Genomic DNA, 18,192 nt, shown 5'->3' with positions numbered 1-18,192 from the left:
TCCGAGCAGAGTGTCAAACCTCCGCCAGCAAGCCCGAAGCCAGTTGGCGGAAGGCCTGGACGGCCTTCGGGAAGGCGTCGCGCGGATCGTCGGCAGCGGCGATCCAGAGCGCCGCGTTCAACACGGCACCATTCAGCAGCCATGTCGTGGCTCTTGCGTCGACTGGCTTCAACGTGCCGTCATCGACCAGCGACTGAACCGTTTCCTCAATCCGCTTCAGGCAGGCCGTCTGGTTTGGCCAATTGGCGGGATCGCCCAACACTGCCGGGCCGTCCAACAGCATGATGCGCTGTATTTCCGGCTCCAGTGCCATTTCGACATAGGCTACGCTTTCGGCAAGCAGACCAAGCCAGGGTGTCTCTGCTTCCTTCTGGACGACATACAATCGCGCCAGCATTTCAGCATCGATCTGGTCGATCACGGCCTGAAGCAGTCCCTTTTTGTCGCCAAAATTATGATAGAGCGCTCCGCGCGTCAGCCCGGCTTCCGCTGTCAGCTCATCCATGGAGGATGCAGCATAACCCTTTGATGCAAAGGCTTTTCGCGCAGCAGCGATGAGTTTTGCACGCGTTTCCTCGACCATTTGCGACCGCGTTTTCGGTGTCATATCTCATCCCCAAACTAACATACGCCACGTATACCTATAGACATACGCGCCGTATGCTTAGTATCTAGACATACGGTGCGTATATCAAAATTTGTTCCGTACAGTAAAGTCATCAAAGGCCAGGCCATCAGACCTCGTCCCCCGCATATTGCATCGCGCCGGGGAATGGATGCTGCTGCCTTGAATTCTGGAGTATTCAAAAATGAGTAAACGCGACGCAATTTTCCCCGCCGATCGGCACGCGCTTTATGAGAAGCACGGCTATTCGGCAGCAGTCCGTTCCGGCGACCTGCTGTTCGTCTCGGGTCAGGTCGGCAGCCGCGACGATGGTTCAGCCGAACCGGATTTTGCCAAACAGGTGCAGCTTGCATTCGACAATCTGAAGGCCGTTCTGGCAGCCGCTGGCGCAACTTTCGATGACATCATCGATGTCACGACGTTCCACACCGACCCGGAAAATCAGTTCGAGACGATCATGGCCGTCAAGGCAACGGCTTTCAGTGAAAAGCCCTATCCCACATGGACTGCGGTTGGCGTGAACTGGCTGGCGGGTTTCGACTTCGAGATCAAAGTCATCGCCCGCGCTCCCCAGGCTGCATGAGTGATGTGGGGCTCAAGCGACGTTTTGAGCCCAACATCTTAGCCATGACCGATGATGATACCTGCCGCCAGCACCAGCGAACCACCTAGTACGACCTGAAAGACCGCCCGCAGGAACGGTGTTTCCATGTAGCGGTTCTGGATGAAGGCGATTGCCCAGAGTTCCATGAAGACGATGACAGCTGCAACGGCGGTTGCCGTCCAGAAATGTGGAATGAGATAAGGCAGCGTGTGGCCGAGGCCACCGATTGCCGTCATGATGCCGGATGCAAGACCGCGCTTGAAGGGTGAGCCACGGCCGGAAAGCTTGCCATCATCATGCGCCGCTTCCGTGAAACCCATGGAAATGCCAGCACCGACAGACGCCGAAAGGCCGATAAGAAATGTCTGCCATGTATCCTGAGTGGCGAAGGCGGCTGCAAAGATAGGAGCCAGTGTCGAGACCGATCCATCCATAAGGCCCGCCAGCCCCGGCTGGACATAGGTCAGCAGAAATCGACGCTTGGCGGTTTCCTCCTCTTCGGATTTGGCCTCTTCGGCCAAGTGTTTGCCTTCCAGCATTCCGGCAATGTCCTGATGCCCACGCTCCGCTTCAGCCAGATCGCCCAGCAATTTGCGGGTGGAAGCATCGGTCACATGTTTGACGGCCTCGTCGTAAAAGCGGATGGCCTGGTCTTCCATCCGTTCGGCCTGTTCCCGCATGGCCTCAAGAGACAGGTTCTTAACCAGCCAGTCCGGCTTGCGCTCATAAAAGCCGCTGACATGTTCGCGACGGATCAGTGGAATCGTGTCGCCAAATCTGTCCTGATGCATGCCGATCAGCATGTTGCGATGGGCATGCTCGACCTCTGCCATCTCGTCGAAAACCTTCGCCGACTGCGGATAATCCGCCCGCAAATGATCTGCATAGGACCGGTAGATACGCGCGTCATCTTCTTCAGAGGAGATGGCAAGTGAGAGAATTTCCTGTTCGCTCAGGGATGCGAAAGGGCGCTTGGAGTGTGAAAACAGACTGCGAAACATGAGAACCATCCGATTTAGAATAATTCTAAATAATACCGGCATTAAGTTAGCGCAAGCCAATTTAGAATAATTCTAATTTTGGCGATGTGGATCGCAACCGTTTGGCCTGAGCCACCCATCAACAAGCCCCAGGGCTGTGCAGGAATGCTAATTCGCCCCATGATTGAAATGTCATTTTCGTTTTACTGCAAAACAAAGACTGCCGACTCAATATCATCAAGATTATCTTGAAGGCTGCAACCGGACATGGTTAGTAGATGACGGGAGGCGTACCATACGGTTCGCCCTAGATATTCATATTCAAGGCTCAATCGACATGGATCGCAGATCATTCATCCGCAAGGCCGGTGCCGTTGGCGCAGGCGTTACAGCAACCGCCCTTGCCGCGCCCGCTATCGCTCAGGAAAACCCCAAGATCACTTGGCGTATGACATCGTCTTTCACCAAAGGCCTCGACATTCTTTTCGGTGCCGGACAGATCGTTGCAGACCACGTCAAGGAAGCATCCGGCGGCAACTTCACCATTCAGCATTTTGCCGGTGGCGAGATCGTTCCGGCCCTTCAGGCCGCAGATGCCGTGACCTCTGGCACGGTGGAAATGGCGCATACCTGCTCATACTATTACGTCGGTAAAGACCCGACCTTTGCGCTCGGAACATCTGTCCCATTCGGCCTCAATGCACGTCAGACGAATGCTTGGTTCAACCAGGCAGGCGGCAACGAGTTAATGAATGAGTTCTTTGCTAAGCACAACATCTACTCCATCCTGCTGGGCAACACCGGCGCGCAGATGGGTGGCTGGTTCCGCAAGGAAATCAACACGATCGATGACCTCAAGGGTCTGAAGATGCGCATTGCCGGCCTCACCGGTCAGGTCATGCAAAAGGTCGGCATCACGCCCCAGCAGATCGCAGGCGGCGACGTCTATGCGGCGCTGGAAAAGGGCACCATCGACGCGACGGAGTTTGTTGGTCCCTATGACGACCAGAAGCTCGGATTCTACAAGGTCGCGAAATACTATTACTATCCCGCATGGTGGGAAGGTGGCCCGGCCTGCCACGCCTTCGTGAACCTGGAAAAGTTCAACAGCCTGCCGGACAACTACAAGCGCATTCTGAGGGATGCCTGTGCGGCTGGCAGCGCCTCCATGCTGGAGCGTTACGATGCCCGCAACCCGAAGGCGTTGAAGGAACTGGTGGCCCAAGGCGCGATCCTTCGCCCGTTTAGCCAGGAAATTCTCGACGTCTGCCACAAGGCGGCGCTTGAAACCTATGCTGAGATTTCCTCGGTCAACGAGAACTTCAAGAAGATTTACGAAAGCCAGCAGGCGTTCAAGAAGGATGCCTATCTCTGGGCGCAGATCGCTGAATACACCTACGACACCTACATGATGATTCAGCAGCGCAACGGCAATCTGTAATCATCTTTTGTCTATGTTTGATGGCCATCCGGTTACGCCGGGTGGCCATTTTTATGCGCGGACACCAGCTTCCAAACCTCGCGCTCCCGCCATGCCAGCGGGTTCATACCGGTGATGCGGCGAAATTCCCGGTTGAAGTTGGATTTGGTCTGGAAGCCGCTTTCGAACATGATCGATGTGACGGACTGATCCGTCTCCTCCAGCAGCCGGCAGGCATCTTTCACTCGTAACTGGTTGATATATTGCGAGACGTTTCCCCCCGTCGCGCGGTTGATGGCGTTGGAAATCTGGCGGCTGGGCAACGCCATTTTGCGAGCAAGACGGGAGAGGTTGAGGTTTTCGTCGCGGTAAAACTTCTGCCGTGCCATCAGGTCTTCCAGGCGGGCCATGATTTCGTGGTCTTCGGTGGTGGCCCTAACTGGCTCTGCTTCCGTTAGCGCCGAAAGCTTTTCCGCTTTGCTGTCGCCCGCGACCCATGCCGTCAACCCAATCAGGAGCAGGCCGAGCACATTGCCATTGCTAATGAGGACACCAGCATTCTGACCCCGCGTCCATTCGTAGTCGAGAAGGATCACAACATCGAAGGAAGCGGAGAGGCAAAGAGCCGCAGCGGCGATGTAGAGCGCGCGGTGAACAGATGTGACGCTGGCAAATTGTGCCTCCTCCAACCCATCTGGCCCACGCCTTCCGAGCATAACGATGGCAAACGCATATCCTACAAAGAGACCAATGAGGGCCAAATCGATGGCAAGGGGGTAAATCGTCAAGAGCACTATGATAAGCAATGGCGGCAAGGTGATACTGAACAGCGTCTCTCTGCTTTTCAAACGCCAACCATTCATCAAGCTTCGGAAACTGGCATAGGCCAGCGGCGGCAAAAGCGATGCCATCACGGGCAAGGCTGGTTTCAGCAACTCCACATGATAACCCCAACGCAGACCGACAAGAGTTGACTGAATGGCGCTCAGCCCGAGTAACGCCAGAAAAGGCAGGTTGGCCTTTCCTTCGCCATTTCCACGAAGGATCGAGATCAGCATCAGCCAGAGAAAAAGTGAGACGACAATAGGTAGCGGCAGGAAAAGCAAGGCGGAAAAACCTAAGCTGGAACAATGACCCTTCTTACATGAACCAGATCGCGTTTGCGCACGACCTCAAACATGTTTCAGGGCGTGAAAAACTTGCGACGCGCAGACAACGGCCTCGTTATTCCAACCCCAAGAGGCTTTCCATGCGCTCCACTATCTCCGCTACCCTTCTTTTGTCAGTCTTCGCCATCCAGCCAGCTCTCGCAGACCAGAACGTTGGCACGCGCGATATCACTGTTCATTCTCCCGCACGCAACAGGGACCTATCCGTCACGCTCTGGTATCCATCCGACGGTAAGAGCCAGAAGGTCAGCGTCGGAGAAAATCGAATCTTCGACGGCGCGCCAGCCATCAAGGGCGCCTCTCTTCCGCGAGATCATCTGCCCTTGGTGCTGCTATCGCATGGCTCTGGCTCACGCGCGATTAGCATGGCCTGGATAGCAACGGCACTTGCTGAAGCGGGTTTCCTTGTTGCGGCACCGGATCACCCCGGTACGACGAGCGGCGATTCCACGCCTGCCGACACACCGAAAATCTGGGAGCGTACAGACGACATCTCCACCATCGTCACGTCGCTGACCACCAGTGCCGAATGGTCTGGATCAGTCGATGCCAAGCGCATCGGCGTTCTCGGCTTTTCGCTCGGCGGCAGCGCGGCGATGGAGCTTGCAGGTGCGCGTGCCGATCTCGACGCCTATGCGCAATATTGCGTAGACTATGCCACCTCCATGGATTGCCAGTGGTTTGCAGGTGGGCGCGGCTACAAGAACGATGAGCCAATCGATGTGCCGAAGTTCGATTTGCGCAGCGTCGACAAAGCGCGTTTCGAACAATCGAACCACGACGCCCGCATCCGCTCGGCGGTGCTTGTCGATCCGGGGTTGGAAGTGGCCTTTACGAAGGACAGCTTGAAGGCCATCGATATTCCGCTGACCTTCATCAATCTCGGCAGTGTCGGCGAAATTCCCGTCTCCGTGCTTTCGGACCAACTGGCCAAAGACGTGCCTAGTGCCACGTACATGCAGGTCAACGACAGCAACCATTTCAGCTTTCTGCCGGTCTGCAAAAAAGATGCCGATGCATTTTTGAAATCAGTCGGTGAAATCGATCCGATTTGTGAGCCGATGGCCAAGCGCGACAGGGCGGATATTCACGAGGAACTGGTGACGAAGATCGTGAGTGCCTTCCAGCGAACGCTGAAAGCCGGTTACTGATTGAGTCCATAGGGACAAAAATGGGAGCTGGTTTATAGACACCGGCTTCCATTTCCCATTTACCACGCATGGCGGAACTCACTGAATATTAACATTATTTTCAAACCTCAGTTGCAGAAGTCGAAGCGCACTGTTTTTTTCGGCTGCGAAGAATTGAAAGTCACAAAAAGGCTTTGGGGAAAAAATGATGATCGATAATCTGCTCGCCCGTTTTAAGATACAAACAAAAGTCATCGTGTTCATAGCGCCATTCGTAGCAAGTATTCTTGCAGTCGGATTTTCGGGTTTGTATGCATCAAACCTGCTGCAAAGCCGCATGGATGTTTCCAACACCATCCTTCAATCCTTAACGGGGTTCAAAGAAGTATATGGTGGCATGACATCGTTTCTTACCAACACTAATGATGAAACGCGGACCACCCTGCACCGGCAGCTTGCAGAGCAGGCCAATTTCCTGCGCGCGGCGGAAGATGGCGATTCCACTGAAATAAAAGATGCTATCGACCGGACGAAAATCATCACCAACCAAGTCGATGAATTGTGGTCGAGTCATCAGAAGGAGCAGGCACTCCGCGCTGGCATGGATGCAGACTTTTCGGTCATCAAGAAGGAACTGAACGGCCTTCTGGCAAACGCGACCAACATCAGAAATACGCTCCAGACCGACGAGGCCAAGGCCAAGCTGCTGTTGCGCGAGGCTGATAAACTCAATCGCGGTGCAAATCTCATCGCCACTGTCGTCACTGATTTTAACAGGGCGACATCGCCGGAAGAAAAGACTGCTGTTGTGAAGTCTGCGATCGGCAGTCTGGAAACAACCGCCAAGGAACTTGTCGCTATAGCCTCCGTCGATCAGAAAATGATTATCGAGCAGCTTGCCGAGGGCGTGACCCAGATCCGTGCGCAGCTCGATATCGGCATCGTCAACGACGCGACGGTTGGCGCGATCGACCGCGTGGTCAATCTGATGCGACCCTCCACTATTCGCCTTCAGGGTTTTGCCACCGTGAAATCACGGCAGGCGACCGAGGTTTTCGGCAAGCTGGACCAGCCCATCGAACAGGCAACGGCGTTTCTTGCCACCGCACGACAGATTGCAGAAGACGCCAAAAATCTGGAGCTTGAAATGGCAGGCTTTGTTGCCGCCCCTGCCAAGGCGTCGCTTGAGAAATTCAGGGATGTCGCTTTCCGCCTGAACGTCTCTGCTGGCGAGATGATGGGCGACAGAACGATGTCTGAGGCGACGCGCAAGAGCGCCGAGTCGATTGACGCCATGGCCACCAAGCTGGATCGCGCATCGGCAGACCTGTTCGCCATGTCGCAGCAGCGCCAGGTCGCATTCCGCATGGCGGAAGACGAGATCCGCAACGTTTGGGCCAGCTTGACGAGTTTTGCTGAGAAACAACGCACGGCTGCCGATACCGAGCGCAGTAAGGCGGATGACATCTCGCTGTCTGCCATGGTGATCGGCGTCTTCGTCGCCATCTTTGCCGGCATCGGTCTGGTCATGACGTTCAAGGGCCCGATCCTTGGGATTGTCGGCTCCATGAAACGTCTGGCCAAGGGCGATATCGACATTCCGCTTACCGGCAAGAACCGCCACGACGAAATCGGCGACATGGCGCGTGCGCTTGAGGTCTTCAAGGAAAATGCCGAAGAGCGCATTCGTCTTGAAGCCTCCACGCAGGAACAGCGCGCCTCTGCCGAAGCGCAGCGTAAGTCCAACGATGCCGAGCGTAAAGAGCTGGACCGCCAAATCCAGTTTGCCGTGACCGCCTTGGCCGGTGGCCTGGAGCGTCTGTCCGCAGGCGACATTTCCACCACCATCGATACGCCATTCAGCGACCGTCTCGAGCAGCTTCGCGTCGACTTCAACCAGTCCATGCTGCGCCTGCGCGAGACAATCGGCGGCATTCTCGAGAACGTCGGCGCTATTCGCGGAAATGCCCAGCAGATGTCGGAATCCGCCGTTGATCTGGCGCGCCGCACGGAACGTCAGGCAGCCTCGCTGGAGGAAACGGCCGCCGCCGTTGATGAAGTCAACTCCAACATGCGCAACGCGGTGGACCGCGCCCGCGAAGCAAACACCATTGTCGACAAGACACGCCGCAATACCGATGAATCACTTGTCATCGTCGGCAATGCGATTTCTGCCATGGAGCGGATCGAGAATGCGTCGAAGACCATCGGCAACATTACCGAAGTCATCGATTCCATTTCGTTCCAGACAAATCTGCTGGCTCTGAATGCGGGTGTTGAAGCAGCGCGCGCTGGAGAGGCGGGCAAGGGCTTTGCCGTCGTTGCCCATGAAGTGCGTGAGCTTGCGCAACGCTCCGCCGCAGCCGCCAAGGAAATCCGTCAACTGATTGCGGTTTCCAACAAGGAGGTTGCTGCCGGTTCCAGCCTCGTGAGCCAAACAGGCGAAGCGCTAGCCCAGATCGGCACGCAAATCTCCCATGTCAGCGAGCATGTTCAGCAGATCACGCAGGCTTCGCAGGACCAGTCTGTTGCCATGCAGCAAATCAACAGCTCGGTTGGTGAAGTGGATGTGTTGACACAGCAGAATGCCGCGATGGTGGAAGAGACAAGTGCTGCCAGCGAGCAACTGAACGAAGAGACGGATCAGTTGCTGGGTCTGCTGGAGCAGTTCCGTCTTGATACGACGCAGGATAGCCGCCGGGATCATCGTCGCGCTGCCTGACCAGAAACGACTGAAAACTCGAACTCGAGCGCGGGCGGTTTCGTCCGCGCTTTTTGCTGTCATGCTCACCATAGTCTCACGCAAACGTCAGCTCATGTTTTTTATCATTTTCCGATCGTAAAGATTGGATTCAGCCTTTTTTGATAATTTGTCGTTAGTCATCTTTTTTCACGGTCCCAGGGTGGTGCATTTTGTGCTTGCCCGTCTGTTTTGCGTACGGGTTCTCATGCATCGATCGACAGTGCCAGCCATTATTCTAGCCTGCCTATCCATCACGGGCTGTACATCCAGTTCAGGGCCGGAAGGTCTGATGGCTGGCATCCCTTCCAAAGAGACCACGAGTTCCGTCACGCCCTCTGCACCGGTGCCGCAGGCCAGTGTTGGACAAACACAAGCGCGGCTTCGCCCGGAACCTGCCCAGAAGGTTCTGGCCTGGGGTGGACCGGTTCCACAGGAACCGAAAGCCTTTGCTGCTGTGGACCAACAGTCGGCACCCCGCCGTGCCGTGCCCCAAATCGACACCTCCATGTCTCCACAGGCGGGTGTTGGCCTTCCAGATGAAAAATCGGTGCAGATGGCTATGGCTGCAGCGCCTGCCATAAATGCCGGGCCAGCCGTGCGCTCCCGCATCTTCCGGTCCAATTTCAGCGATGCTAAGCCGATCAATTTCGGCAGGATTACGCCACGGCATTTCGCCGTGCATGGCGTTGATGTTTCCCGCTGGCAGGGTAATATCGATTGGGAAAGGTTGAGATCACGCGGTGCCAACTTCGCGTTCATAAAGGCGACCGATGGTGGTGATCATCTGGACCCGATGTTCAAGACCAACTGGAACCGCTCCAAGGCAGCAGGGCTGCGCCGGGGTGCATACCACTTCTTCTACTGGTGCCGCCCTGCAAGCCAGCAAGCGGACTGGTTCATTCGTAACGTACCGCGCGACCCGGACGCACTGCCACCCGTCATCGACGTGGAATATAACGGCGAATCCAGCTGCAAGATGCGCCTGCCGCGCGCCAAGGTGCTGGAAAAGATGCAGGTCTTCATGGACATGCTGGAACGCCACTACGGCCAGCGCCCGATCATTTACACGGCACCGGATTTCTACAAGGACCACCTGTCCGGTGAATTCCTGAACTATCCGTTCTGGCTGCGGGCCGTGGCTCAGCATCCGTCCAAGGTCTATCCGGACCGCAAATGGATGTTCTGGCAATATTCCGGCTCTGGCCTTTCCCATGGCGTCGAAGGCAAGATCGACCTCAACGTCTTCAGCGGCAACGAAGAAAGCTGGCTTCGCTGGACATCGCGCCGTGGCAATGGCTAACGGGGATGCAGCTTCATAGCGGATTTCTTTGCGCCGACGACACAGGCCACGACGCCAAGCGTCGTCAGCAGCATGGGAATACTGACGGTTTCACCCAGCAAGCTCGCTGCCAGTACGAGACCCATAAAGGGCTGGAGCAGTTGCAACTGGCCAACGGCGGCAATGCCGCCCAGCGCCAAACCGCGATACCAGAAGACAAATCCGATCAACATGCTGAACAGCGATACGTAGACAAGTCCGCCCCAGGCGGCACCGGCGATATTGCTCCACGAAGCAGGCATGGTGAAAAGCGCAAGCGGCAGCATGACCGGCAGGGACAAAACCAGGGCCCACGAAATGACCTGCCAACCGCCCAGCTTGCGCGACAGGGCGGCACCTTCGGCATAACCCAACCCGCACAGCGCGATGGCTGCCAGCATCAGGAGATCGCCGGCCAGCGACGCTGAACCGCCCTGCATCATCGCAAAACCAGCGACCAATGCACTGCCCAGACACGAGTAAAGCCAGAAGGCCAGACGCGGGCGCTCGCCTCCGCGCAGCACGGCAAATATGGCCGTCGCCAAGGGCAGCAGACCCACGAAGACGACGGAATGGGCCGAGGTCATATGCTTCAACGCCATGGCTGTCAGCAGAGGGAAGCCGACCACGACGCCTAGCGAAACGATGGCCAGCGACACGAGATCGGCGCGCGCAGGCTGCTTCTGTCGAAAGACCGCAAGCAGCGCGAGCCCGAGCAAACCGGCAATACTGGCCCGCGCGAGGGTCAGAAACACGGGATCGAACCCCGTGACCGCCAAACGTGTTGCGGGCAAAGAGCCGCTGAAAATAACCACACCCACAAAACCGTTCACCCAACCAGCCGACTGCCTATCCATTTCAACGCTCCATTTCGATGGATTTATGCGTTGGAATGGATGGTGCAGACAGCGACAGTACGGTACAGTTTGATAAAACCGTTATGGCATCGAGAGCAATACGGATGGATGTGACCTCGAACAAACCTCACGATAACGCGCCTCGCATCAACAGCGTGATGGCGGAAATTCGTAAGCGTATTTCTGCACGCATCCTTGCACCGGGAGCAAAACTTCCATCCGTTCGCGCCTTCGCAAAGACCATGCTGGTCTCGACCTCGACCGTTGTCGAAGCCTATGAGCGGCTCATGGCGGAGGGCACCATTCACTCCCGACCGGGATCGGGATTTTATGTGGCGGCCGCTCTCGCTCCTCTTTCGCTCGCCGAAATCGGCCCGAAGCTCGACCGTGCGGTTGATCCCTTCTGGGTCTCGCGCCTGGCGCTGGATGGTCAGGATGGCATGATCAAACCCGGTTGTGGCTGGATGCCGCCTTCATGGATGCCGGAAGAGACGATACGCCGAGCCATGCGCAGCGTGGCGCGTGCCGAGCCAGACCTGTTGACCGACTACGGCACGCCGCTTGGGTTACTGCCATTGCGAAAACTGCTGTCACGGCGATTGTCGGAAAATGGTGTGCACGCGGCACCCGAACACATCATGCTGACGGACAGCGGCACACAGGCTATCGATCTGCTCTGCCGTTTTCTGCTGGAGCCGGGACAGACCGTGCTGGTCGATGACCCTTGCTATTTCAATTTCCACGCTCTGCTGCGCGCCCACCGGGTGAAGATCATCGGCCTGCCTTACACGCCTTCAGGGCCTGATGTCGCGCTGTTCGAACAGGCGTTGAGCGAGCATCAGCCTCGCCTCTACATCACCAATTCTGCAATTCACAACCCAACCGGCGCGGTTCTTTCCCCTGTTATAGCGCATCGGGTGCTGACGCTGGCGGAACGGGCCGGATTGACGATCATCGAAGACGATATTTTTGCAGATTTTGAAGACCAAAAAGCGCCAAGACTTGCGGCCTTCGATGGGCTGAACCGCGTCGTGCAGATTGGCAGTTTTTCTAAAACGCTCTCAGCATCCGTCCGTTGCGGCTATATCGCAGCACCGCAACGGTGGATCGAGCCGTTAACCGACTTGAAGATCGCCACGAATTTTTCCGGCAACCAGCTTTGCGAGGCGGTGGTATTGGCGGCATTGAAAGATGGCAGCTACCGGCGTCACATCGAGGCCGTGAAAGTGCGACTGTCCAGAGCAAGACTGGAAACAGAAGCAAGGCTTCGCGGTCTCGGCATCACGCCATGGATCGAACCGCAATCGGGTATATTTCTGTGGTGCAGCTTACCCGACGGGGTCGATGCAGCGGCGGTCGCCCGTCATGCGCTTTTAAAAAACGTGGTTCTGGCACCGGGCAATATTTTCAGCCAGTCGTACACCGCATCGACACATATGCGGTTCAACGTTTCGCATTGCGACGACCCCAAATTAACGAAGGTTTTGAGTGAGGCGATCGATAGGACGCGCACGACACCTTAGACCTACCAGTTTTTACCATTTATAGATTTCTGGAACCAATTAAGCACAATCGCATTTTCTCCCCATAGTAAGAGAGGAGAAAACACCATGACATTCGATCCAAATCTTCCACGTGACCCCAATCTTCGTCCAGACCGTCCGGAACTGCGCACGACGCCAGAAGCGGCCCGCAAGTCTGCTGGCTGGGCTCCATGGGTTGCGGTAATCGCCGTTCTGTTGGTCGGTGGCTTCATCTGGATGCAGATGAGCGCTCCATCGACAACTGACCCAACCACAACGTCGTCTACGACACCACCAGCAGTCAGCGATCAGGCTCCAGCGCCCGTCCCGATGACGCCAGCAGCACCTACCAACAACGCTGCCCCGGCTTCGCCGACCACTGGCGGCACATCGACACAGCCATAACAACTTAGGTTGTTATATGATCGAAGAACCGCTTGCCTTTAGGCAGGCGGTTTTTTGTTGAGATCAAAACCCTTGGAAGAGAAAGTCTGTGGCCGCTACAATTGAGTGATCATCGTCGGACAATCGTCCTATTGTCTCCTGTACATCACGCAAAGATATCGTACCCAACATATGTGTGACCATAATGCATATCGTTCCGTCAACTTGAAATTTGGGGTTGAGACGGGCAACCGGTTTAGGAAATTCTTCGAGCCTTAACAGTGGCGCGACAACCCGCGTATCCAAATCATCGATGATCGTAGCTTGAAGATCGACAACCAACCCGCCAGACTTAAGACGATAGATATCGAACCGCGCCATTAGAACTTGCGATATTGCGCGAGTGGCAAACCGTGCTTTTCAACATAGTCATTGGACAGCCTGATCGCTTCGACATTTTCCAACCGCCAAAGGCGCTCACGTTCCGCCTTGATGGCATAGGTGATGCCGTCTTCGGCCGCGCGTGAAATATTGATCTTCAGTTCGCGCGCCTGTTCCACAAGGACACTGTCCAGGGAAAGATTGGCGGCTTTTCTTGCTGTCGATACCATGACAACCTCCGACTTTGATGCGCATAGTCTATACGCATCAAGCCTGAAGGCAAGATCAATCGTCGCTCATCTTCAGTGCGGCGATAAACGCTTCCTGTGGAATGTCTACCTTGCCGAACTGGCGCATGCGCTTCTTGCCTTCCTTCTGCTTGTCCAGAAGTTTGCGCTTGCGGGTGGCATCGCCGCCGTAGCACTTGGCGGTTACGTCCTTGCGCATGGCTGAGATCGTTTCACGCGCGATGACGTTGCCGCCGATGGCCGCTTGAATCGGGATCTTGAACATGTGGCGTGGGATGAGGTCTTTCAGCTTCTCGCACATGTCGCGGCCGCGCTTGTCGGCAGCGGTACGGTGCACCAGCATAGAGAGCGCATCCACGGGTTCGCCATTGACCATGATCGACATCTTCACGAGGTTGCCTTCGCGGTAACCATCGAGATGATAATCGAAGGAGGCATAACCCTTGGAGATGGATTTCAGGCGGTCGTAGAAGTCGAACACGACTTCGTTGAGCGGCAGCTCATAGGTGAGCATGGCGCGCTTGCCGACATAGGTGAGTTCGGTCTGGACGCCGCGACGGTCCTGACAGAGTTTCAGGATACCGCCGAGATAATCATCAGGCGTCAGGATAGTCGCCTTGATCCACGGCTCGCGGATTTCGGAAATCTTGACAACATCGGGCATGTCAGCCGGGTTATGCAGCTCGCGCTCGGAGCCATCGGTCATCGTCAACTGATAAACCACCGAAGGGGCGGTCGCGATGAGGTCGAGATCGAATTCGCGCTCGAGGCGTTCCTGAATGATTTCCAGATGAAGCAGGCCGAGGAAGCCGCAGCGGAAACCGAAGCCCAGAGCGGCAGACGATTCCATTTCGAAGGAGAAGGAGGCGTCGTTGAGGCGAAGCTTGCCCATGGCGGCGCGCAGATCTTCGAAATCGGCGGCATCGACCGGGAACAGGCCGCAGAATACCACGGGCTGCGCAGGCTTGAAGCCTGGCAGCGCCTGAGCGGTGGGGCGCTTGTCTTCTGTGATGGTATCGCCGACGCGAGTATCGGCCACTTCCTTGATCGAGCCGGTGATGAAACCGATTTCGCCAGGGCCGAGGCTATCGACAGCTACCATTTTCGGTGTGAGAACGCCGACGCGTTCCACCTGATATTTCGCGTCCGTGCCCATCATGCGGATGGTCTGGCCCTTGGTCAGCACGCCATCAAGAACGCGCACCAGAACCATGACGCCGAGATAGGTATCGTACCAGCTATCGACCAGCAGGGCCTTCAACGGACCCTTCTCGCCAAGCTCGCTCTTTGGCGGCGGCAATTGGTGCACGATGGCTTCCAGAACGTCGGGAATACCGAGGCCAGTCTTTGCCGAAATCAGAACGGCCTGAGACGCATCGATGCCGATGACTTCCTCGATCTGCTCGCGAATGCGGTCCGGTTCGGCGGCGGGCAGGTCGATCTTGTTCAGAACCGTGACGATCTCGTGGTCGTTATCAATGGCCTGATAGACATTGGCCAGCGTCTGTGCTTCCACGCCTTGAGAGGCATCCACCACCAGCAGCGAGCCTTCGCAGGCCGACAGCGAGCGGGACACTTCATAAGCGAAATCGACGTGGCCGGGGGTGTCGATGAGGTTCAGCACATAGATTTCGCCGTTATTCGCCTTGTAATGCAGGCGCACGGTCTGTGCCTTGATGGTGATGCCGCGTTCGCGCTCGATATCCATATTGTCGAGCACCTGCTCGGACATGTCGCGCTCGGCAAGGCCGCCCGTCGACTGGATCAACCGGTCGGCTAGCGTCGATTTGCCATGGTCGATATGGGCAACGATGGAAAAGTTGCGGATATGGTCAAGCGGGGTGCGGGTCGAATTTGTGCTCATGCCCCGCGCTATAGCAGGGGCCTTTGCGCTGGAAAAGCGGGAATTTGGTTAAAAGCCTTTTAAGTTGGGCTTTTTCAACCAGCAACCAAGCGCGCGTGGCAACGAGATGAGGCATATCGTCGATTGCGGCACCGAATTCTGGTCTTTTAGACCGCAATTTCCATCATTGTGAATATTGACTCCATCATCAGAGATTATTATTCTCGCATAATGGAAAATGAAACTGTCACTTTTGAACGCTCCATTGCTGAACGCATCAAACATCTGCGAATGCAAGGCAATCTGACGCTCGACCAACTCGCCAGCGCCTCCGGGGTTAGCCGCGCCATGATTTCGCGCATAGAGCGCGGCGAAGCCAGCCCAACCGCAGCGCTTCTGGCGCGGATTTGCGCTGCACTTGGGCTCTCACTTTCAGGCTTCTTTGCCGAGAACGAAGATGCGATCTCGCCACTGGTCAAGAAACAGGACCAACAGACGTGGCAGGACCCTGATACCGGCTACGTGCGACGTGCGGTCTCGCCTCCCCGTGTCGGTTCCGACGTCGATATTGTCGAAGTGAATCTTCCGGCCCGTGCCAAGGTCAGCTTTCCACCGCATGCTGCAAGCCAGAGCATGACGCAGTATGTTTGGCTGCTTGAGGGAAACCTTGAGATGACAACGGGCAATCAGGTACACCGGATGACCTCAGGCGACTGCCTGTTCATGCCGGTTGGCGACGGACACACATTCCACAACCCCTCTGACGTCCCCGCCCGCTATGCGGTGGTGCTGGACCAGCGCAAGCGCTGACATTTTCTGGAGTTTTAAATGACTGTTATCCGCATGCTGAACGGCGAGGAAACCTTGTCGGCCCTATCAGATCTTTGCGAAATTTTATCCGACTGCGTCAATGGCGGCGCATCTGTGGGCTTCATCTTGCCCTTCACACCAGCGGACGCGACAGACTTCTGGCAAGACGTCGCGAAGAATGTAGACATAGGCAACACGATCCATGTGGTGGCAGAAGTGGATGGCAAAATCGTTGGCACCGTGCAGGTGGGACTTTCCTCCAAACCCAACCAGCCGCACCGGGGCGACCTGATGAAACTTCTGGTTCATCGCTCCGCTCGCGGGCTTGGTCTTTCGCGCAAACTGATGGACCGCGTGGAAGCCGAGGCCGCCCGCCTCGGCAGGACGCTTCTGGTCCTAGATACGGCGACCGGTAGCGAAGCGGAAGCTATATACCCTCGATTTGGTTGGGAGCGTGTGGGTGTCATTCCAGACTATGCGATGCATCCCGATGGTCGTTATTGCAACACGACATGGTTTTACAAACGGATCGGCTAGCACTCCCAGATATCAACACTTGCAAACATCTGTTTGCTGAAGAAACATGCCCTGATCGTTTCAAACAGACAAACGATGAGGGTCCCAATGACAGACGCAATAGCCAAGCCACGCATTTCCATCATTTATTGCACCCAATGCAATTGGCTCCTGCGCTCATCGTGGATGGCGCAGGAGTTGCTGCAGACCTTCTCCGATAGTCTTGGAGAAGTGTCGCTCGTGCCCGCCACAGGCGGACGTTTCGAAATCCTGGTGGACGGTCACGTGATCTGGGAACGCAAACGCGACGGCGGCTTCCCCGGACCCAAAGAGCTCAAACAACGCGTACGAGATATCATCGACCCCGACCGAGACCTCGGCCACTTGGATCGCTCCAAGAACGAAGGGCTGGATAGCTGATTCTTGCTTTCAGATGTCAATCGAGGCTCAGCCAACGCATGCGCGGATGACGGTTTCGATTTTTTTGGCGAAAAATCAAAGATCGTCACAAAACTTAAAAATGGCTGTTGACACCAGACGGCTGTCCCCGTACATCGCTCCTCGTCGCCCAGATGGCGGAATTGGTAGACGCGCCAGCTTCAGGTGCTGGTACTCGAAAGGGTGTGGAGGTTCGAGTCCTCTTCTGGGCACCATTCCATTTTTGATCTTAGCCAGATCAATAACTTACCTGAAAATTTCATATAAAAAAGAATCGCCCTTAGGGCGATTGAGTGTTGCGTATTTGCGTTTCAGCGCTTGCATTTGACTGTTGATACAGCCTCGCACGATGACCTCCAACATCCAGAAGACGCTAGCAGATATCACTGACCGCTGGCGGCTGCGCCTTCGTTGGGGGAGTGTTCTTCGCAATTCGGTGTGCAGGACAGAACCGTGCGGGCTGTCTGACGGAAAACGCGGACCGTGTTGCCTTCATCGATCGATACTAGCACCCGCTCATCGACGATGGCGTTGCCTTCAGCGTCCAGAAGCACCAGATTCGTCGTGCCGAAACTGCGACCGGTGAGGACGATGGTGGTGGCGTCTGCAACTGTCGCGTCCGCAACTTTTGAGTTGCCGATGATGACTTTGCTGACGGGGCGATCAAGTTTCAGGACGCGCGCGTGGTTCATGGACACGCGCAACATATCGCTGTCTGCAGCCATAATCGGTACTGACGTTGCGATAAGCACCGTCAAGGTCGCAGCAATTCTCGCTATAGAAACGGACAGCATGGATATGGGCAGCCTTGGTTCACTCGTTACGCACCTGATCAAAGTCACCATGCGCGGCATTGGTGAATGAAGCGTTAAGTATGAATCCTATTATGGCATCACGCCGATAAGGTACGGCACATATCGATGAGCCATTTCAAGCCATGCGCCATAATAGAACAGGAAAATGCACCGTTTTCGAACGCATTCGAAGCAATAATAGCGCCTGGCAACATTAGGGGAATAAGGATTCGAGACGGTGTATAAATATTGAATTTCTACTTTGATTTATTGTTTACTATGCTCGATTTCACCCTCCATTAACGCATTTTTAACGAGATTTTTTAAGTCGTTGGAAATCGACCTTCTGTAATTTGAGCTCAACCGAACAACGGAAAACAGTTGTCGGCGTGCTGAACAACAAACGAAG

19 protein-coding genes and 1 tRNA gene are annotated in these 18,192 nt (G+C 55.7%); 12 read left to right on the top strand and 8 right to left on the bottom strand.

The genetic code is table 11. The features are described 5' to 3' along the window. Positions 1-13: 13 nt before the first annotated feature. Complete coding sequence (locus DSM25558_RS04780; RefSeq protein WP_077102278.1) at positions 14-607, bottom strand: TetR/AcrR family transcriptional regulator; 594 nt, start codon at positions 605-607, stop codon at positions 14-16. Between the two features lie 202 nt (positions 608-809). Here DSM25558_RS04780 and DSM25558_RS04775 point away from each other — a divergent pair, with 202 nt between their 5' ends. After that, positions 810-1,208, top strand: a complete 399-nt coding sequence (locus DSM25558_RS04775) for a RidA family protein (RefSeq protein ID WP_077102276.1) — start codon at positions 810-812, stop codon at positions 1,206-1,208. Positions 1,209-1,246: 38 nt separating this feature from the next. Here DSM25558_RS04775 and mbfA read toward each other — a convergent pair whose 3' ends face one another. Continuing rightward, positions 1,247-2,230, bottom strand: a complete 984-nt coding sequence (mbfA, locus tag DSM25558_RS04770; RefSeq protein ID WP_077102274.1) for an iron exporter MbfA — start codon at positions 2,228-2,230, stop codon at positions 1,247-1,249. A gap of 316 nt (positions 2,231-2,546) precedes the next feature. Between mbfA and DSM25558_RS04765 the strand changes: the two genes are divergently transcribed. Further along, positions 2,547-3,650, top strand: a complete 1,104-nt coding sequence (locus tag DSM25558_RS04765; protein ID WP_077102272.1) for a TRAP transporter substrate-binding protein — start codon at positions 2,547-2,549, stop codon at positions 3,648-3,650. A gap of 32 nt (positions 3,651-3,682) precedes the next feature. Here DSM25558_RS04765 and DSM25558_RS04760 read toward each other — a convergent pair whose 3' ends face one another. Next, positions 3,683-4,735 carry a helix-turn-helix domain-containing protein gene (locus tag DSM25558_RS04760; protein WP_077102270.1) on the bottom strand — a complete coding sequence of 351 codons (1,053 nt, stop codon included), beginning with the start codon at positions 4,733-4,735 and terminating at the stop codon, positions 3,683-3,685. 143 nt (positions 4,736-4,878) lie between these two features. Between DSM25558_RS04760 and DSM25558_RS04755 the strand changes: the two genes are divergently transcribed. The 3 genes from DSM25558_RS04755 (at position 4,879) to DSM25558_RS04745 (ending at position 9,971) form a co-directional block, all read left to right on the top strand. Beyond that, a complete protein-coding gene (locus tag DSM25558_RS04755) occupies positions 4,879-5,949 on the top strand; it encodes an alpha/beta hydrolase family protein (RefSeq protein WP_077102362.1) in 1,071 nt (356 codons plus the stop codon). 187 nt (positions 5,950-6,136) lie between these two features. Beyond that, positions 6,137-8,650 carry a methyl-accepting chemotaxis protein gene (locus tag DSM25558_RS04750; RefSeq protein WP_159442475.1) on the top strand — a complete coding sequence of 838 codons (2,514 nt, stop codon included), beginning with the start codon at positions 6,137-6,139 and terminating at the stop codon, positions 8,648-8,650. 226 nt (positions 8,651-8,876) lie between these two features. Beyond that, positions 8,877-9,971 carry a glycoside hydrolase family 25 protein gene (locus DSM25558_RS04745; protein ID WP_077102267.1) on the top strand — a complete coding sequence of 365 codons (1,095 nt, stop codon included), beginning with the start codon at positions 8,877-8,879 and terminating at the stop codon, positions 9,969-9,971. Here the strand turns inward: DSM25558_RS04745 and DSM25558_RS04740 are convergent. Beyond that, positions 9,968-10,846 carry a DMT family transporter gene (locus tag DSM25558_RS04740; protein ID WP_077102264.1) on the bottom strand — a complete coding sequence of 293 codons (879 nt, stop codon included), beginning with the start codon at positions 10,844-10,846 and terminating at the stop codon, positions 9,968-9,970. The genes DSM25558_RS04745 and DSM25558_RS04740 overlap by 4 nt on opposite strands. 83 nt (positions 10,847-10,929) lie before the next feature. Between DSM25558_RS04740 and DSM25558_RS04735 the strand changes: the two genes are divergently transcribed. Together DSM25558_RS04735 and DSM25558_RS04730 are read left to right on the top strand one after the other, a co-directional pair. Beyond that, positions 10,930-12,369 (top strand): aminotransferase-like domain-containing protein, encoded by a 1,440-nt coding sequence (locus tag DSM25558_RS04735; protein WP_371479461.1) that lies wholly within the window; start codon positions 10,930-10,932, stop codon positions 12,367-12,369. 87 nt (positions 12,370-12,456) lie between these two features. Beyond that, positions 12,457-12,774 carry a hypothetical protein gene (locus tag DSM25558_RS04730; protein WP_077102260.1) on the top strand — a complete coding sequence of 106 codons (318 nt, stop codon included), beginning with the start codon at positions 12,457-12,459 and terminating at the stop codon, positions 12,772-12,774. A 63-nt stretch (positions 12,775-12,837) separates the two neighbouring features. Here the strand turns inward: DSM25558_RS04730 and DSM25558_RS29755 are convergent, their stop codons facing one another. From DSM25558_RS29755 to lepA, 3 genes are read right to left on the bottom strand one after another with little or no spacing between them, the layout of a single operon-like run. After that, the gene (locus tag DSM25558_RS29755; protein WP_077102258.1) at positions 12,838-13,134 is read right to left on the bottom strand and encodes a CcdB family protein; all 297 of its coding nucleotides are present in this window, start codon (positions 13,132-13,134) and stop codon (positions 12,838-12,840) included. Beyond that, on the bottom strand, positions 13,134-13,364 hold the full coding sequence (locus DSM25558_RS04720; RefSeq protein WP_077102256.1) for a type II toxin-antitoxin system CcdA family antitoxin: 231 nt from the start codon (positions 13,362-13,364) through the stop codon (positions 13,134-13,136). The genes DSM25558_RS29755 and DSM25558_RS04720 overlap by 1 nt, the downstream gene beginning before the upstream one ends. A 55-nt stretch (positions 13,365-13,419) precedes the next feature. After that, positions 13,420-15,258, bottom strand: coding sequence for a translation elongation factor 4 (gene lepA, locus DSM25558_RS04715; protein WP_077102254.1), 1,839 nt, complete (start codon positions 15,256-15,258; stop codon positions 13,420-13,422). A 198-nt stretch (positions 15,259-15,456) separates the two neighbouring features. Between lepA and DSM25558_RS04710 the strand changes: the two genes are divergently transcribed. The 4 genes from DSM25558_RS04710 to DSM25558_RS04695 all read left to right on the top strand — a co-directional run bounded on the left by DSM25558_RS04710 (position 15,457) and on the right by DSM25558_RS04695 (position 17,204). Next, positions 15,457-16,035: a helix-turn-helix domain-containing protein gene (locus DSM25558_RS04710; protein ID WP_077102252.1), complete on the top strand. Its 579-nt coding sequence runs from the start codon at positions 15,457-15,459 to the stop codon at positions 16,033-16,035. An 18-nt stretch (positions 16,036-16,053) separates the two neighbouring features. Beyond that, a complete protein-coding gene (locus DSM25558_RS04705; RefSeq protein ID WP_077102250.1) occupies positions 16,054-16,572 on the top strand; it encodes a GNAT family N-acetyltransferase in 519 nt (172 codons plus the stop codon). 87 nt (positions 16,573-16,659) lie between these two features. Further along, a complete protein-coding gene (locus DSM25558_RS04700) occupies positions 16,660-16,971 on the top strand; it encodes an Rdx family protein (protein ID WP_077102248.1) in 312 nt (103 codons plus the stop codon). Between the two features lie 146 nt (positions 16,972-17,117). After that, positions 17,118-17,204: transfer RNA gene (locus tag DSM25558_RS04695), tRNA-Leu, on the top strand. 168 nt (positions 17,205-17,372) lie between these two features. Here the strand turns inward: DSM25558_RS04695 and DSM25558_RS04690 are convergent. Further along, a complete protein-coding gene (locus DSM25558_RS04690; RefSeq protein WP_143240021.1) occupies positions 17,373-17,714 on the bottom strand; it encodes a pilus assembly protein N-terminal domain-containing protein in 342 nt (113 codons plus the stop codon). On the opposite strand from DSM25558_RS04690, the gene DSM25558_RS29210 reads away from it, so the two are divergent. Then, entirely contained in the window at positions 17,680-17,853 is a 174-nt protein-coding gene (locus tag DSM25558_RS29210) for a hypothetical protein (protein WP_244554115.1), read from the top strand. The genes DSM25558_RS04690 and DSM25558_RS29210 overlap by 35 nt on opposite strands. The last annotated feature ends 339 nt before the right edge of the window (positions 17,854-18,192 follow it).

Source organism: Agrobacterium sp. DSM 25558, assembly GCF_900100825.1.
In the GTDB taxonomy this organism is placed as follows: domain Bacteria; phylum Pseudomonadota; class Alphaproteobacteria; order Rhizobiales; family Rhizobiaceae; genus Agrobacterium.
The sequence above is the reverse complement of the archived record's forward strand: the minus strand, read 5'-3'. Positions and strand labels throughout refer to the sequence as shown.

Bases quoted from the DNA above. Each gene is read 5' to 3' on its own strand.
- DSM25558_RS04780 (WP_077102278.1), bottom strand. From the start codon at position 607: ATGACACCGAAAACGCGGTCGCAAATGGTCGAGGAAACGCGTGCAAAA.
- DSM25558_RS04775 (WP_077102276.1), top strand. From the start codon at position 810: ATGAGTAAACGCGACGCAATTTTCCCCGCCGATCGGCACGCGCTTTAT.
- mbfA (WP_077102274.1), bottom strand. From the start codon at position 2,230: ATGTTTCGCAGTCTGTTTTCACACTCCAAGCGCCCTTTCGCATCCCTG.
- DSM25558_RS04765 (WP_077102272.1), top strand. From the start codon at position 2,547: ATGGATCGCAGATCATTCATCCGCAAGGCCGGTGCCGTTGGCGCAGGC.
- DSM25558_RS04755 (WP_077102362.1), top strand. From the start codon at position 4,879: ATGCGCTCCACTATCTCCGCTACCCTTCTTTTGTCAGTCTTCGCCATC.
- DSM25558_RS04750 (WP_159442475.1), top strand. From the start codon at position 6,137: ATGATCGATAATCTGCTCGCCCGTTTTAAGATACAAACAAAAGTCATC.
- DSM25558_RS04745 (WP_077102267.1), top strand. From the start codon at position 8,877: ATGCATCGATCGACAGTGCCAGCCATTATTCTAGCCTGCCTATCCATC.
- DSM25558_RS04740 (WP_077102264.1), bottom strand. From the start codon at position 10,846: ATGGATAGGCAGTCGGCTGGTTGGGTGAACGGTTTTGTGGGTGTGGTT.
- DSM25558_RS04735 (WP_371479461.1), top strand. From the start codon at position 10,930: ATGGCATCGAGAGCAATACGGATGGATGTGACCTCGAACAAACCTCAC.
- DSM25558_RS04730 (WP_077102260.1), top strand. From the start codon at position 12,457: ATGACATTCGATCCAAATCTTCCACGTGACCCCAATCTTCGTCCAGAC.
- DSM25558_RS29755 (WP_077102258.1), bottom strand. From the start codon at position 13,134: ATGGCGCGGTTCGATATCTATCGTCTTAAGTCTGGCGGGTTGGTTGTC.
- DSM25558_RS04720 (WP_077102256.1), bottom strand. From the start codon at position 13,364: ATGGTATCGACAGCAAGAAAAGCCGCCAATCTTTCCCTGGACAGTGTC.
- DSM25558_RS04710 (WP_077102252.1), top strand. From the start codon at position 15,457: ATGGAAAATGAAACTGTCACTTTTGAACGCTCCATTGCTGAACGCATC.
- DSM25558_RS04705 (WP_077102250.1), top strand. From the start codon at position 16,054: ATGACTGTTATCCGCATGCTGAACGGCGAGGAAACCTTGTCGGCCCTA.
- DSM25558_RS04700 (WP_077102248.1), top strand. From the start codon at position 16,660: ATGACAGACGCAATAGCCAAGCCACGCATTTCCATCATTTATTGCACC.
- DSM25558_RS29210 (WP_244554115.1), top strand. From the start codon at position 17,680: ATGGACACGCGCAACATATCGCTGTCTGCAGCCATAATCGGTACTGAC.
- DSM25558_RS04690 (WP_143240021.1), bottom strand. From the start codon at position 17,714: ATGGCTGCAGACAGCGATATGTTGCGCGTGTCCATGAACCACGCGCGC.